The sequence below is a fragment of the Alcaligenes sp. SJTW-7 genome (assembly GCF_047716895.1).
Classification (GTDB): Bacteria; Pseudomonadota; Gammaproteobacteria; order Burkholderiales; family Burkholderiaceae_B; genus Alcaligenes; species Alcaligenes ammonioxydans.
Window position 1 is genome coordinate 2,384,997 of record NZ_CP136682.1, and the last position, 14,481, is coordinate 2,399,477.

Below are 14,481 nucleotides of genomic sequence, written 5' to 3' on the forward strand. Positions count from 1 at the left end.
ATAAAATTACTGAGGAATGTAAAAACTACTGCGTTCGGTCACGTACGTCTTGCGGCCATCCTCGTGCTCGCCCACCGCCTGAATGGAAATATCATACAGGCCCGGCTTGGCACTACTAATTGGGACTTGCACCACGACAGGCAGCAGTCTATTGCCAGCAGGCGCCACCCGGATATGATCCTGGCCATTCTCGGTCAAGTGAATGCGCGCCCCTTCCAGCCCGGTAACGGATAACTGCAGCTCCATAGCCTCTTCCGAGGTATTGATCACCTGCAGACGGAACACGTTCTCAATCATGCCCCCCGGCACTTCACGGCCCAGGGCACCGCGATCACGAATGACGTCAACCCGCATCGGCGTGCGCGTGGCCAGGGTATAGACAAAGGCGCCACAGATTACGGCCAGAATCAGAATGTACGACACCACACGCGGGCGCAGCATCCGACGGCGTACCTGAGACTGGGTCATGCGCTCTTTGATGGCCCGCTCGGAGGTATAGCGGATCAGGCCCTTCTCGTACCCCATCTTGTCCATCACCTGATCACAGACGTCCACACAGGCACCACAGCCAATGCACATGTATTGCAGCCCGTCCCGGATATCAATGCCGGTCGGACAGACCTGGACACAAAGGCTGCAGTCCACACAGTCACCCATGCCGGCTTCTTTGTGGTCAATCTTGCGAGATCGTCCGCCGCGGGTTTCACCCCGCACGAAGTCGTAGGTCACCACAAAGGTATCGCTGTCCACCATGGCGCTTTGAAAGCGTGCATAGGGGCACATGTACTTGCAGACCGCCTCACGCATGAAACCCGCGTTACCCCAGGTGGCAAAGGCGTAGAACAACAGCCAGAACCACTGCCAGGGTCCCAGAGACAGATTGATCAGCTCGCCACCGAGCTCGCGGATAGGCGCAAAATAGCCGATGAAGGTAAAGCCGGTCCACAAAGCAATCACAATCCACAAAAAGTGCTTGGTTGCTTTGAGACGTAATTTTCTGGCATTCCAGGCTTGCTCATCCAAGCGGATACGTGCCAGGCGATCCCCTTCCACCTTGCGCTCGACCCACATGAAAATTTCAGTGTAGACCGTTTGCGGACAGGCGTAGCCACAGAACAGGCGGCCTGCCATGGCGGTGAAAAGAAACAGGGAAAAGGCCGATATCAGGAGCAGCACCGTCAGGTAGATCACATCCTGAGGCCACAGAATCATGCCAAAAATGTAGAACTTGCGCTCCAGCAGGTCAAACAGCACAGCCTGACGCCCATGCCATTCCAACCAGGGCAGACCATAGAAAATGATCTGCGTGAAATACACCATCCAGATCCGCCAGCGGGCGAAAACGCCCTTGACGGATCGTGGATAGATTTTACTGCGTACATCGACCAGCGCCTTCTCGACTTGCGGAGAGGTTCCACCCGCTCCCTTGGTGTTACGTGGAGGTTGCCACTTGGGCACATTTCCCTGCGCGTTATCAGCGCCGGGTTGGGAAGAATCGCTACTCATTGCAAGTCCTGAAGGCGTCAGATCAATTTAAAACACATTAGTTGGCCTGGGCAGGCTCGGCATTATTGGACAAACCCCAGACCCAACCGGCCAACAAACGAATCTGCTCGGGAGTCAGTGTGCCCTTTTGTGCCGGCATCTGGTTGGTGCGGCCCTGCAAGACTGTCTGCACAATCGTGGCTTCGGAACTGCCATACAGCCAGTAGTCATCAGTCAGGTCAGGGGCGCCCAACAAGGTGTTGCCCTTGCCATCAGCGCCGTGACAGGCAAAACATGCACTGTCATACACGCGTTTGCCAGCGACCAGCCGCAAAGGATCTGCTGCCAGGCCAGACAAGGAGCGCACGTACTGGGCCACATCCGAGGCTTCAGCAGGAGTGAACTGGGCTTGTGGCGGCATCATGCCGGTACGGCCTTCCGTAATGGTGTGCAGAATCTGCTCGGGTTCACCGCCCCACAACCAGGCTTTGTTGGCCAGGTTGGGAAAGCTGGGGGAACCTTGGGCATCCGATCCGTGGCATTGAGCACAGTTGTTCAGAAACAGGCGCTGGCCGATTTCCCGGGCTTCCTGATCGCGAGCGATCTCTTCGATGGGCATGTCACGGTAACGGGCATAAACCGGCTCCAGGCGAGCATTGATCTCGGCCTGTTGCTGTTTGACCTGCTGACCCGCGGTAAAGCCCAGCGTGCCCTTGAAACTGCCCAGGCCGGGATACAGCACCAGATAACCCAGAGCAAACACACACAGACCGATGTACATCACGGTCCACCAGCGAGGCACCGGTGTATTGAGCTCCGTCAGATCACCGTCCCAGACGTGACCGGTCTCTTCTACATCGACTGTTTTGCCCAGAAATGCACGCTGGGTAAACAGCAACCACAAACAAAATATGATGCCAAGCAAGGCAATGCCGGAAATCCAGAGGCTCCAGCCATTATTAAAAAAGTCACTCATTCGGAACCCCCAGGGTTTTTATCGTTGCTTCCCTCGTCGGGCAAGGCGAAAGGCAGAAGCGCGGCTTCTTCGTTGGCCTGGCGGCGTCCCCGAGAGAACGCCCACCAGCAAATTCCAAGGAAGGTCGCCATCGCCAAAACAGTCATGACACCGTTGATGATGGCTACCATTTAGAAGCTCCCCTGCTCCACAGCCTTGGCAGCTGCGTCGCGACTGGCCACGCCCAGGCCCTGCAGATAGGCGACAACCGCGTCTTCTTCGGTCTTGCCTACCAGCTGCTCGGGAGCGGCATCAATTTGTTCTTGCGTGTAGGGCACGCCCAAGGTGCGCAGCACCTTCATGCGGTCCTGGATATTTGCACCTTCCACCGAGTTTTTCTGCAGCCATGGGTAGGCAGGCATATTGGACTCTTTAACTACATTGCGTGGATTGCGCAGGTGGATGCGGTGCCACTCATCGCTGTAGCGCTGACCGACGCGAGCCAGATCAGGACCGGTACGTTTGGAACCCCACAGGAAGGGGTGGTCGTAGACGGACTCCCCTGCCAGCGAATAGGGGCCGTAACGCTGCACTTCGGATTGCAGCATGCGGATTTGCTGCGAGTGACAGCCCACACACCCTTCACGGATGTAGATGTCACGCCCCATCAGTCGCAAAGGCTCGTAGGGCTCAATCCCTTCAGTGGGCTGCGTCGTCGAGTGTTGAAAGAACAAAGGAACGATCTGCACCAGACCCGCGAAGGAAATCACCAAAATACTCAGGATGATCAGCAGCCCGGTATTTCTCTCGATCGTGGCGTGCGAAAAGCGCTTATTAGTGTCATTAGCCATGATTTACTCCTTAGGCCAGCAAGGTGGTTGGGCCCACCAGCGCTGGGTCACGGGCATCCGGATTTTTCAGAGGCACAACGGGATTGATATTTTTCTGACCTGCACGAACGGTCAGGAACACGTTCCAGGACATCAGCAAGATACCAGCCACAAAGAAGGCGCCGCCCAAGGCCCGGATCGCGTAGAAGGGGTAGGTTGCCTTCACCACTTCCACAAAGCTGTAGGTCAAGGTGCCGTCCACCCCGGTTGCACGCCACATCAGGCCCTGCATCACGCCAGCAATCCACATGGCGGCGATATACAGCACCACGCCCAGAGTCGCCAGCCAGAAGTGCAGGTCGATCAAACGAGGACGAGCCATTTCAGTGCGACCGTACAGGCGCGGAATCAGGTAATACAGAGAGCCGAAGGTAATCATGGCAACCCAGCCCAGCGCGCCGGAGTGCACGTGGCCCACGGTCCAGTCGGTGTAATGCGACAGCGCGTTCACCGTACGGATTGCCATCATGGAACCTTCAAACGTGGACATGCCGTAGAAGGACAAAGCCACCACCATGAATTTCAGAATCGCGTCGGTACGCAGCTTGTGCCAGGCGCCCGACAAGGTCATGATGCCGTTGATCATGCCGCCCCAGGAGGGAGCCAGCAAAATCAGGGAAAACGCCATGCCCAGGGACTGTGTCCAATCTGGCAGGGAGGTATACAGCAGGTGGTGAGGACCGGCCCACATGTAGGTAAAGCCCAGCGCCCAGAAGTGAACGATAGACAGACGGTAAGAATAAATGGGACGGTTAGCCTGTTTGGGGATGAAGTAGTACATCATGCCCAGAAAGGACGTGGTCAGGAAAAAGCCCACGGCATTATGGCCGTACCACCACTGAACCATGGCATCCTGCACACCGGCGTAAGCCGAGTAGGACTTCATGAAGCTGACGGGCAACTCCAGGTTGTTGAAAATGTGCAGAACAGCGATCGTGACGATGTAAGAACCGAAAAACCAGTTGGCCACATAAATGTGACGCACCCGGCGCTTGACGATCGTGCCAAAGAACACAATGGCATACGCCACCCAGACCAGCGTGATCAGGATGTCGATGGGCCACTCCAGTTCGGCGTACTCTTTGGAGCTGGTGTACCCCATAGGCAGGGTGATGACCGCTGCCACCAGCACGGCTTGCCAACCCCAGAAGGTAAAGGCAGCCAGCTTGTCGCAAAACAAACGGGCCTGACAGGTACGCTGTACCACATAGTAGGAAGTGGCAAACAAGCCCGTCCCACCAAAGGCGAAAATCACAGCGTTCGTATGCAATGGGCGCAGACGCCCAAAACTAAGCCACGGTGTGTCGAAATTGAGTTCTGGCCAAATCAACTGCAAGGCAATAAAAAGACCTATTGCCATGCCGATGACGCCCCAAAATACGGTCATGATGGCGAATTGCCTGACAATCCCGTAATTGAAGACTTCGGCGTTATTTCCGACTGCATCGGAAGTGCCCATTTGCTTCCCCTAAACAAACATTGTTAATACAAGCGACAACAAGATACATGATCCAGCAAGTCGGTAATCCGCTACTTGATGCTTATCAAAAAACTTCGGAAAGCACGCACTCACACGTGTTTCCGCCCCGCAGACTGTGTGTCGCCGACCATTTGCAGGACTAAAACCGGGAGGTCAGGTATCTGGTGGGCGCTCTGTCCCTGCAGGACTCGCTGTGGAGTCATCATCGAGCAAGATGGAGTCCGCCGCATTGCCGGTATCCTCAAACTGACCGGCAAAAATAGCCCACCAGAATGAAATACCAATGACAACGACCAGAAAGATGGAGATGGGGATCAGGACCAGCAAAGAGCCAAACATATCAGCCCTGCCTTGCCGCCGGGCCTGTCCACTGGGCAGGCACCATGCGGGTGCGGCTGCGGTAGATACGCCAGGAGTTGGCCGCTACGGCCAACGACGATACCAGCATGCTGACAGCCGCCAGCCAGGGAGCCACAATGCCCATGGCAGCCAGCGGTGTCATCAGCAAATGCCAGGCAATGGAACCATAGAGATTTTGACGGGCGATGCGACCGGTTTGCTGGGTCAACTGCACAACTTCAAATTCATTCTGAGCGGGTCGGGCCAGCAAACTGGCATGTGCCGAGGCGACGGCCGACGGCACGGACATGGACATGGCACAGGGACAGCTCATGACCAACATGGCGACCACCACAGGCACAACGTGCGAGGGGTCTATCCAGTACCAGACCAGACCGAATGCAGCAGCCAACACCAGTTGAATACTGACAAACCAGAATGCCAAGGTATTCGCATGCCCTGTCACTGTCTGGCGAAAACGTTCTATCAGATCGTGGGACGCGGACTGGGTCACCGACTGGCGTGCGCAAAGCTCCAGATAGCGGGCCGTCAACAAAAAGGCCACGAACATCGTGACCGAGTCGTAATACACCTCGCCTTGCTGCATCCAGGTGTTGTACACACTGGGCAGGAACGCGCCCACAATCCCCAGCGCCACGGGTACATCCATACCGACGCGACCCTCAGACAGGCTTTTGAACGCGCCTTTTAGAATCGGCCAGGAACAGTACAGCACCACCGGCATGGTCAGACACAGCCCGGCCCAGTTCATGAGCACAATGACCTGCGACAGGGATTCAATATCCTCAGCTCGGGTGCTGAAGGAACGCATGTAGCCCGGAAACGCAAACATCATCACCTGCATGGCTGCCAGCCACGACAGGCCTAGACGGGCCAATGTATGACGCCGATGTGATCGCTGCTCGTCAGTGAGCGGCTTGGGGAGAGAAAAAATCGAATATGCGCGCATGGATGGACTATAAGCCACTGATATTTCTTCATTCTTGATTTAAATCAATACGACTTTGCTTCGATCCTTTATCGTTGTCCCTATGCATCTTGTTCAGGCCGTTACCCCCCCAACGCGGCGCTAACTGTTCAATGCTTTCAAGGCTGCTCATTGGCAGCCTTTTTTTTATGCGCGCCTGGACGCAAAGCTCACTTTTCAGGTCCCTTCATAAATCGCTTGCGCGGCCAAAGTCTACCATGTCTTGCACTAGGAAAACGCCTTGATTATCAAGACTTTCATGACAAAAGTAGCGTACCTTGAGAATACCAATCAATTCACTGACTATTGAGTCTTCAATCTTAAACGGCCAATCGCTCTGCAAGCCTTTTCAGACCGGCTTCCCCGCACAGTCCCTGACAGACAATGAGCCATCCAATCCTCCACTTTCTTAAGCGCACCGCCCACAAATTTTATATTTGAAATATGTAGCTTTTAAGCAAAATGACATGGGCAAAAAAAGCAGCCCACCGACTGGAGCGTGCGGTGGGCTGCCTGCTATCGGAAAAGGGGCTATCTACCCTTTCCCGTCCTGCTTATGCCTCGGAAGCGGCAAACTGTTCGGCTTCGGTAGAGCCGGCCAGAGCCGTAGTCGAGGACTTACCGGCTTCCACTGTCTGAGTGACAGCATCAAAGTAACCCGTCCCCACTTCACGCTGGTGCTTCACAGCGGTAAAGCCCAATGGTGCAGCCGCGAACTCTTTTTCCTGCAGTTGAACGAAAGCGCTCATCTGGTTGCGGGCGTAGCCGTGGGCCAGTTCGAACATGCCGTAGTTCAGTGCGTGGAAACCAGCCAGCGTGATGAACTGGAACTTGTAACCCATGGCACCCAGCTCGCGCTGGAATTTGGCGATCGTGGCATCGTCCAGGTTCTTTTTCCAGTTGAACGATGGCGAGCAGTTGTAGGACAGCAGCTTGCCAGGGAACTGACGGTGGATAGCTTCCGCAAAGCGACGAGCGTATTCCAGATCCGGCGTAGAAGTTTCGCACCAGACCAGGTCTGCGTAAGGAGCGTAAGCCAGACCACGGGCAATAGCTTGATCCAGACCGGCACGAGTACGGTAGAAGCCTTCCACTGTGCGTTCTTCCAGAATGAAGGGGCGATCGTATTCATCCACATCGCTGGTGATCAGGTCTGCTGCGTCCGCATCGGTACGAGCAACCAGAATGGTGGGAACGTCCAGGACGTCTGCCGCCAGACGGGCCGCGACCAGCTTGGACACCGCTTCACGCGTAGGCACCAATACCTTGCCACCCAAGTGGCCGCATTTCTTGGCTGATGCCAGTTGGTCCTCAAAGTGAACACCTGCCGCACCCGCCACAATCATGGCCTTCATCAGCTCAAAGGCATTGAGCACGCCGCCAAAACCCGCTTCAGCGTCGGCCACAATAGGAGCGAAGTAATCGATGTAACCCTCATCGCCCGGGTTCACACCCTCCATCCACTGAATCTGATCGCAACGGGCCAGAGAGTTATTGATGCGACGCACCACCGAGGGCACCGAATTCACGGGGTACAGCGATTGGTCGGGGTACATTTCACCAGCGCTGTTGGCGTCGCCCGCCACCTGCCAGCCCGACAAGTAAATCGCTTTCAAGCCGGCCTTGACCTGTTGCATGGCCTGGTTACCCGTCAGTGCACCCAATGCGTTCACAAAGGGTTCCTGATTAATGGACTGCCACAGACGCTCTGCGCCACGCCGTGCCAAAGTGTGCTCCTCAACCAGAGAGCCACGCAAACGAATCACTTCCTCAGCGGTGTAACCACGCTTGATACCTTGCCAGCGCGGGTCTTCAGCCCAGCGTTTTTGCAAATTACGGATCTCAGTTTCTCGTGCATTCATGGTGAACTCCTAAGATGGATTTAACAGTGAACTAGATTGAACAGGATGACTACAGTCTACCCAAATGTTGCACCGCAACCATGTTTTCTGTCTTATATAAGAGTAATTATTTTTTTGTTTTAAATCATATACATAAATAATTAATTTCGAGATATGAAATGCATTATCTGCTTATGAAATAAAAAACTGTGCACCGCGACAGTCGTTTTTTGCATACTGAGACAAGGATTTCACAATGTGGGATAATCGCCTGTATGCCTTCCGGTGAATGCGTGTTCGCTGCACCGGTTTCCTGTTTTATTTCTGCAGCACCTGCCCATGAGCAACACCTCCCCACTTAAAGATTCGCCGCTCGGACACGATGTGGTTTATCCCACACGTTACGATCCCAACGTCCTGTTTGGTATCGAGCGCTCGCTTAATCGTCAGGCCCTTGAGCTACCTGAACAATGGTATGGCGCTGATATCTGGAACGGTTACGAGGTCTCCTGGCTCAACCCCAAGGGCAAACCCGTGGTCGCCCTGGCCCGCTTTGTCATCCCCTGGAACAGCCCGCGCATTATCGAGTCCAAATCCTTCAAGCTCTATCTGAACTCATTTAATGATGAAGTCGTGCAGGACAGCGACAGTCTCGCTGGACGCATGGAGCAGGATCTGAGCGCCATAGCCGGCGCCCCTGTCCAGGTGACACTATGGCCCTTGAGCGCTCTGAGCGGTCAGACCATCGCCCAACTGGAAGGTCGGAGCATTGATGAGCTCGATATCAGCATCCAGGACTACACGCCACAAAGCGGTTTATTGGCCTGCTTGCCTGACGCCCCGCTCGTGACCGAGTCGCTGGTTTCGGATTTACTCAAATCCAACTGTCCCGTTACGGGCCAGCCGGACTGGGGCAGCGTCCAAGTGCGTTATACGGGCCCTCAAATCGACCCCGCCTCTCTTTTACGCTATATCGTTTCGCTACGCCGCCACACGGAATTTCATGAGCATTGTGTGGAGCGTCTTTACAGCGATATCTGGCAAAGCTGCCAACCCGAACGTTTGCTGGTGTATGCCCGTTACACGCGGCGTGGGGGGCTCGACATCAATCCCTGGCGCAGCAGCCATGCAGATAGCGTGCAAGAGCCACGGCTGGCACGTCAGTAAGGTTGCAACTGGCAGGCGCACCTCCCGCTGACCTGTGCACCTTCCAGGGGGCGCCCCCTGCTTTCTGACAAAAAAGAAACCCCAAAATGCGATACGCTTTTGGGGTTTGTTATCAAGCGGTCTCGAGCCAAGCGGCAAAGGATACCGTCAGGCTTTCGCTTTAGTCGATCGGGTGACGGTGGACGCCACATAGACGGCCAGGCCCGCCGCAGTCCAGTATCCGATGGCCGCCCCATACCAAGGGGCCTGCGTCAGACCCACATCCAGCATCAATCCAAAACCCACCGGCGCCAAGGACGAGCCCACGTCCATGCCCGAATACACCAGGCCGTATACAGCCCCAGTCGCCCCCTTGGGCGTAACGCGCCGTATCAGCATATCGCGCGAAGGCGAAGCAATACCCGAGCAAAACCCGGCTGCCCCCACAAAAAACAGAGCCATCGATGGCATCACCCAGCCTGCGCCCAGCACCAAAAGCAGCCCACCCGACACGCACAGGGACACAAATACAATCAGCTCAGAGCGTGGCGTGGTAGAAGCAATAAAACCGCCCACAAACATGCCTGCGGCAGACGCCAGCATAAAACCGGACAAGGCCGTACCCGCCACGACCTTATCGATACCGTAGGTGGTGTGCAGCATGGGGATGGTGTAATTCTGCACGACTGCCATGGCCGCCGTGGCAAAGGCAAAGAACAGGAACGCGCCCCATAAAGAGGAACGGGACAACAACGTAGACAGCGTGGTCCAGACCGACTCCTTGCTTGGTGGACGCGCCGGCATCGACCCGGAGGCGGTGCGTCCAGCCAGTGCATCCCGGTTTACCAGAACAAGCACCAAAACAGCCGCGATCAGAGCGGCCGCCGACAGCACGGCAACACGCCAGTTGAAGTAAATGGTCAGCGTGGTGATAAAGACCGGCGTCAAGGCCCAGCCCAGGTTACCTGTCAAACCGTGAGCACTGAAGGCATGGCCCAAACGCGCCGGGCTGACACGGTGATTGAGAATGGAGTAATCCACCGGGTGAAAGACCGCATTGCCCACCCCGCCAATCAGGGCAGCCGCCAACAGCATGCCATAGCCATTGGCCGTTCCGATCAACAAGGCGGCCGCTACAAAGCAGGACAGGCCTACTTTCAGCACCGGCAAGGCCCCGATCCGGTCAACCAGAAAACCCGAAGAGGCCTGCCCAAAGCAGGACACCAGATAAAAAGCGGTGACCAAACCTCCCAACTTCAGAAAGTCATAACCGAACTCTTGCCCCAGGGAAATGTACAGCGTGGGCAAGATAAGTTGAAAAAAGTGCGAACTGGCGTGCGCGATACCGATCACGCCAATGACCTGCCAGTCCTGCGACCCGTCCGGTCCCGCCCCGGCCAGCGTCCTTGTCGATGAGTTAGTCATTTGTCTCAAAGCTGCTTTTTCTTGATCTCAGGCCAGGCTTTTTGCAGGTAGTAGCACATGGACCAGACCGTCAGGACCGCTGCAACGATAATAAGAGCTTGCCCGATGATCCGTGTAGGCAGCCCCATGACAGGCGACCAGTACAACAGGCAGGGAATGGCAACCATTTGCGCGGCGGTTTTGAATTTACCCAAGCGATGAACCGCTACACTGCCGCTGGCGCCAATCTTGGCCATCCACTCCCGCAAGGCAGAAATGGTAATTTCACGACCGATAATAATCAGCGCGATAAAGGCGTCCACTCGCCCCAGATCCAGTAACACCAGCAAGGCGGCGCTGACCATCAGTTTGTCGGCAACCGGGTCCAGAAAGGCGCCAAACGAGGACGTCTGGTTCCAGCGTCGCGCCAGCCAGCCGTCGAACCAGTCGGTCGCAGCGGCAACGACAAAGACAGCCGCTGCCCACAGATCGCGCGTTTCGATGCTCAGCCAGTGTTCCGGCAAATAAAACAGGGCAACGATCAGGGGAATCAGGACGATACGAAGCCACGTCAGGGCAATGGGCAGATTTAAAGGCATAGCTTGGGTACCAACCTAATTTAAAACAACAAAGGCTCTCGCCTATCGTAAAGCATGATAAATACGTTCGGCCAGCTCCGTGGATATTCCATCAACCGCACTAAGCTCATCGATACTGGCATCGGCAACGCCACTAAAGCCCCCAAAGCGAGCCAGCAGACGCTGGCGACGCTTGGCGCCAATCCCATCAATATCCTCCAGACGCGACACGTTGCGCGTTTTGGCACGCTGAGCGCGCATGCCCGTAATCGCAAAGCGGTGGGCCTCGTCACGCACCTGGGCAACCAGCATCAAGGCAGCTGACTCCACGCCTAGGGCCACAGGCGGTCGATCATCGGCAAACACCAGGGTCTCCAGACCTACTTTACGCTTTTCTCCCTTGGCCACACCAACCAGAACATGAATATCCAGGCCCAATTCGACAAAGACCTGCCGAGCGATTTCTACCTGCCCTTTGCCACCGTCGATCAGGACAATGTCGGGCAAAGGCGCCAGACCTTCGGCAACCCGCGAGAACCGTCGGTTCAGTACTTGGCGCATGGCTGCGTAATCATCACCGGGGGTGATGCCGGCAATGTTGTAGCGACGATAAAGGGAGTTCTGCATTTCGTGGTGCTTATAAACCACACACGAGGCCTGCGTGGCCTCCCCAGCCGTATGGCTGATGTCAAAGCATTCGATGTGCAACGCATCGAGCTGGGCCTCATCCAGGTCCAGTTGCAATACTTCAGCCAGAGCCCGGGTACGATCCGCACGGGCCGTCGATTCGCTCAAGACCCGGGCAAGCGCCAGGCCGGCATTCTTCGTTGCCTGTTCCAGCCAGATCTTGCGCACGCCTTGAGGGCGCACCACAATGCGCGCCTTCACACCGGTTTGCTCCGCCAGCAAAGGCATCAGATCAGGATCAGGCAGGGCGTGCGAGCAAACCAGCACGGGTGGCATGCGACGTTCCAGGTAGTGCTGGGCGATAAAGGCCGCAAGCACCTCGCTTGGGGTGTCATCGTTGATCTGGGTAGGGAAAAAGGCACGATCTCCCAGATGACGGCCCCCGCGCACCATGGCCAGGTTCACACAGAACTTGCCCCCGGCATTGAGGACCACAATAACGTCGACATCTTCCTTGCCCACCTGCTCCATGCTTTGCTGCTGCAACACGGCTGACAAGGCTTTCATCTGGTCGCGCAAAATCGCGGCCTGCTCAAAATCCAGCGAGTCCGAGGCCTGCATCATGCGCTCTTGCAACTCACTCAGGATTTGCGTGGTGTGACCATCCAGAAAGCTGATGGCGCGCTGCACATCCCGCTGATACTGCTCAGGCGAGATCAGATTGACGCACGGCGCCGAACAGCGCCCGATCTGATGCAGCAGACAGGGGCGACTGCGATTGGCGTAGACGCTGTCCTCACAGGTGCGCAACCGAAACACCTTTTGCAGGATCTGAATGGTTTCACGCACCGCCCAGGAGTTGGGATAAGGGCCAAAGAAATGGCCCTTCCCGCTGGTACTGCCCCGGTAATAGGCAATACGAGGCGCCTGGTGCGCGCTGATCATCAGGTAGGGGTAGGACTTGTCATCCCGGAAAAGAATGTTGTAGCGTGGCCGCAGACGCTTGATGAGGTTGTTTTCCAGCAGCAAGGCCTCGGCCTCGCTGCGGGTAACAGTCACCTCGATGCGCGCGACACGCGCCACCATATGGGCAATGCGGGGACTGCTCAGCGTTTTTTGAAAGTACGAGCTGACACGACGCTTGAGATCCCGCGCCTTGCCCACATACAGTACCTCGCCCTGTTCATCGAGATGCCGGTATACGCCCGGCAAATTCGGTAAATCAGACAGATAGGATTTTAGATTGAAGTCCGCGGGCATATTGATAGTGTTCATCCGCTTGCAAGGCGTCCCAATCCAAAGCGGGCGTGCTAGGCATGAGACGACGAATGCGGTTTTGCGATTCCTCGGAAATCGTGAAATCCAGGCGCGAGAGCAAGTCGTCGGCCAGATCAGGACGATTGCAGACCAGCACCATGTCGCAGCCCGCCCCCAAGGCCGCTTGAGCGCGTGCCAGGATGTCGCCCACAACGGTGGCGCCTTCCATGGTCAGGTCGTCGGAAAAAATGACGCCGTCATAGGCCAGGGCCTTGCGCAGCACACGCTGAATCCAGTATGGCGAGAAGCCGGCTGGCAGCGGGTCTACTTTGGAATAGATCACGTGTGCAGGCATTACGGAGGGCAACTGCAAGGTGCCAAGCCAACCGTAAGGGGCAGCATCCTCGTCCAGAATCTCTTCCAGTGTACGGTCGTCCACGGGAATCTCGTGGTGCGAATCCGCCTCTACGCCGCCATGACCGGGAAAGTGCTTGCCGCAGGCAGCCATACCGGCCTTGTTCAAACCACGGATCAAGCCAGCGGCCAACATGGATACTGCCCGCGGATTGCGATGGAAAGACCGATCGCCAATAACCTTGCTGACTCCCCAGTCCAGATCCAGCACCGGCGTAAAGCTCATATCCACACCACAGGCGCGCAGCTCGGCAGCCAGCACATAGCCCGTATCGGCAGCAACTGCCGCCGCCTTGACGGCATCACGCGTCCAGAGCTGGCCCAACTGGCTCATGGCGGGCAGCGTGGTAAAGCCATCCTCGCGGAAACGCTGCACCCGCCCCCCCTCGTGATCCACCGCAATCAGCAAGGGCTCGTTACGCGCCTCGTGAATCGACTGGCACAGGGCGGTCAGTTGCGCACGGTTTTCAAAGTTGCGGCTAAACAGAATCACGCCACCGACCAGCGGATGGCGCAGGCGTTCGCGCTCGTGGTCCGTCAGAACCGTGCCCTGCACATCGACCATGACCGGGCCCGGTGGCAGTACTGCTTGTGGGGAAGAACTCATTTAGTATAAGACTCAGCTAAGGATAAGGAAGAAATGGCCGGCGCTTTGACTTCCAGCACCACAAAGGCCATGGCCATATCGGATTCATCAGTCAGGGAAATATGAACCGCCCCGAAACGGGCGTCAAACCAGCTTTGCAGGTCCGCAGACAAGCGCACCATCGGACGCCCACCGGGCGCATTCAGGGTTTGCATGCGCGACCACGCCATGGGCATGCGCATGCCCAACCCGACCGCTTTGGAAAAAGCTTCTTTAGCCGCAAAGCGGGTTGCCAGATAGCGCAGTCCCCTTACCGGGTCGCGCGCCTGACGGCGGGCATAGACCTGCTGCTCCTGCTCGCCCAGGATGCGTTTTACAAAACGATCGCCGTGACGAGCCAGGGCGCGCTCGATCCGTTCCACACGAATCAGGTCGGTGCCAATGCCGGCAATCAAACCTGGCTGTATTGGGGGCATGATGTGATCAGAAAA

The 14,481-nt window shown here is 56.4% G+C and carries 14 protein-coding genes; 1 reads left to right on the plus strand and 13 read right to left on the minus strand.

Going from position 1 to position 14,481, the window contains the following annotated elements; all coding sequences use genetic code 11:
• Nucleotides 1-6: 6 nt before the first annotated feature.
• The 8 genes from ccoG to aceA form a co-directional block, all read right to left on the minus strand.
• Complete coding sequence (ccoG, locus tag RSQ48_RS10700; protein WP_003799232.1) at nt 7-1,506, minus strand: cytochrome c oxidase accessory protein CcoG; 1,500 nt, start codon at nt 1,504-1,506, stop codon at nt 7-9.
• A 37-nt stretch (nt 1,507-1,543) separates the two neighbouring features.
• Nucleotides 1,544-2,461 (minus strand): cytochrome-c oxidase, cbb3-type subunit III, encoded by a 918-nt coding sequence (gene ccoP / locus RSQ48_RS10705; protein WP_059318834.1) that lies wholly within the window; start codon nt 2,459-2,461, stop codon nt 1,544-1,546.
• The gene (locus RSQ48_RS10710; RefSeq protein ID WP_003799228.1) at nt 2,458-2,631 is read right to left on the minus strand and encodes a CcoQ/FixQ family Cbb3-type cytochrome c oxidase assembly chaperone; all 174 of its coding nucleotides are present in this window, start codon (nt 2,629-2,631) and stop codon (nt 2,458-2,460) included. Before RSQ48_RS10710 ends, ccoP begins: the two co-directional genes overlap by 4 nt.
• Nucleotides 2,632-3,291 (minus strand): cytochrome-c oxidase, cbb3-type subunit II, encoded by a 660-nt coding sequence (ccoO, locus tag RSQ48_RS10715; RefSeq protein WP_003799225.1) that lies wholly within the window; start codon nt 3,289-3,291, stop codon nt 2,632-2,634.
• Between the two features lie 10 nt (nt 3,292-3,301).
• On the minus strand, nt 3,302-4,789 hold the full coding sequence (gene ccoN / locus RSQ48_RS10720; protein ID WP_003799224.1) for a cytochrome-c oxidase, cbb3-type subunit I: 1,488 nt from the start codon (nt 4,787-4,789) through the stop codon (nt 3,302-3,304).
• 174 nt (nt 4,790-4,963) lie between these two features.
• Complete coding sequence (gene ccoS / locus RSQ48_RS10725) at nt 4,964-5,149, minus strand: cbb3-type cytochrome oxidase assembly protein CcoS (protein ID WP_003799221.1); 186 nt, start codon at nt 5,147-5,149, stop codon at nt 4,964-4,966.
• A 1-nt stretch (nt 5,150) separates the two neighbouring features.
• Complete coding sequence (locus tag RSQ48_RS10730; RefSeq protein WP_051010383.1) at nt 5,151-6,119, minus strand: hypothetical protein; 969 nt, start codon at nt 6,117-6,119, stop codon at nt 5,151-5,153.
• A 572-nt stretch (nt 6,120-6,691) separates the two neighbouring features.
• The gene (gene aceA, locus RSQ48_RS10735; protein ID WP_003799217.1) at nt 6,692-7,999 is read right to left on the minus strand and encodes an isocitrate lyase; all 1,308 of its coding nucleotides are present in this window, start codon (nt 7,997-7,999) and stop codon (nt 6,692-6,694) included.
• Between the two features lie 318 nt (nt 8,000-8,317).
• Between aceA and queF the strand changes: the two genes are divergently transcribed.
• Nucleotides 8,318-9,145 carry an NADPH-dependent 7-cyano-7-deazaguanine reductase QueF gene (gene queF, locus RSQ48_RS10740; protein ID WP_003799215.1) on the plus strand — a complete coding sequence of 276 codons (828 nt, stop codon included), beginning with the start codon at nt 8,318-8,320 and terminating at the stop codon, nt 9,143-9,145.
• A 147-nt stretch (nt 9,146-9,292) separates the two neighbouring features.
• On the opposite strand, the gene RSQ48_RS10745 is transcribed toward queF, so the two are convergent.
• From RSQ48_RS10745 to acpS, 5 genes are read right to left on the minus strand one after another with little or no spacing between them, the layout of a single operon-like run.
• Nucleotides 9,293-10,549 (minus strand): MFS transporter, encoded by a 1,257-nt coding sequence (locus tag RSQ48_RS10745; protein ID WP_131070680.1) that lies wholly within the window; start codon nt 10,547-10,549, stop codon nt 9,293-9,295.
• 5 nt (nt 10,550-10,554) lie between these two features.
• Nucleotides 10,555-11,127 carry a CDP-diacylglycerol--glycerol-3-phosphate 3-phosphatidyltransferase gene (pgsA, locus tag RSQ48_RS10750; RefSeq protein WP_003799212.1) on the minus strand — a complete coding sequence of 191 codons (573 nt, stop codon included), beginning with the start codon at nt 11,125-11,127 and terminating at the stop codon, nt 10,555-10,557.
• A gap of 42 nt (nt 11,128-11,169) precedes the next feature.
• Nucleotides 11,170-12,993, minus strand: a complete 1,824-nt coding sequence (gene uvrC, locus RSQ48_RS10755; RefSeq protein ID WP_003799209.1) for an excinuclease ABC subunit UvrC — start codon at nt 12,991-12,993, stop codon at nt 11,170-11,172.
• Nucleotides 12,956-14,011 carry a beta-N-acetylhexosaminidase gene (nagZ, locus tag RSQ48_RS10760; protein ID WP_301605855.1) on the minus strand — a complete coding sequence of 352 codons (1,056 nt, stop codon included), beginning with the start codon at nt 14,009-14,011 and terminating at the stop codon, nt 12,956-12,958. The genes uvrC and nagZ overlap by 38 nt, the downstream gene beginning before the upstream one ends.
• Complete coding sequence (gene acpS / locus RSQ48_RS10765; RefSeq protein ID WP_415301778.1) at nt 14,008-14,466, minus strand: holo-ACP synthase; 459 nt, start codon at nt 14,464-14,466, stop codon at nt 14,008-14,010. The genes nagZ and acpS overlap by 4 nt, the downstream gene beginning before the upstream one ends.
• Between the last annotated feature and the right edge of the window lie 15 nt (nt 14,467-14,481).

Excerpts from the sequence above, each read along its gene's own strand:
- queF (WP_003799215.1), top strand. The coding sequence starts at position 8,318 with ATGAGCAACACCTCCCCACTTAAAGATTCGCCGCTCGGACACGATGTG.
- ccoP (WP_059318834.1), bottom strand. The coding sequence starts at position 2,461 with ATGAGTGACTTTTTTAATAATGGCTGGAGCCTCTGGATTTCCGGCATT.
- RSQ48_RS10710 (WP_003799228.1), bottom strand. The coding sequence starts at position 2,631 with ATGGTAGCCATCATCAACGGTGTCATGACTGTTTTGGCGATGGCGACC.
- pgsA (WP_003799212.1), bottom strand. The coding sequence starts at position 11,127 with ATGCCTTTAAATCTGCCCATTGCCCTGACGTGGCTTCGTATCGTCCTG.
- RSQ48_RS10730 (WP_051010383.1), bottom strand. The coding sequence starts at position 6,119 with ATGCGCGCATATTCGATTTTTTCTCTCCCCAAGCCGCTCACTGACGAG.
- RSQ48_RS10745 (WP_131070680.1), bottom strand. The coding sequence starts at position 10,549 with ATGACTAACTCATCGACAAGGACGCTGGCCGGGGCGGGACCGGACGGG.
- nagZ (WP_301605855.1), bottom strand. The coding sequence starts at position 14,011 with ATGAGTTCTTCCCCACAAGCAGTACTGCCACCGGGCCCGGTCATGGTC.
- ccoO (WP_003799225.1), bottom strand. The coding sequence starts at position 3,291 with ATGGCTAATGACACTAATAAGCGCTTTTCGCACGCCACGATCGAGAGA.
- ccoG (WP_003799232.1), bottom strand. The coding sequence starts at position 1,506 with ATGAGTAGCGATTCTTCCCAACCCGGCGCTGATAACGCGCAGGGAAAT.
- ccoN (WP_003799224.1), bottom strand. The coding sequence starts at position 4,789 with ATGGGCACTTCCGATGCAGTCGGAAATAACGCCGAAGTCTTCAATTAC.
- aceA (WP_003799217.1), bottom strand. The coding sequence starts at position 7,999 with ATGAATGCACGAGAAACTGAGATCCGTAATTTGCAAAAACGCTGGGCT.
- uvrC (WP_003799209.1), bottom strand. The coding sequence starts at position 12,993 with ATGCCCGCGGACTTCAATCTAAAATCCTATCTGTCTGATTTACCGAAT.
- ccoS (WP_003799221.1), bottom strand. The coding sequence starts at position 5,149 with ATGTTTGGCTCTTTGCTGGTCCTGATCCCCATCTCCATCTTTCTGGTC.
- acpS (WP_415301778.1), bottom strand. The coding sequence starts at position 14,466 with ATGCCCCCAATACAGCCAGGTTTGATTGCCGGCATTGGCACCGACCTG.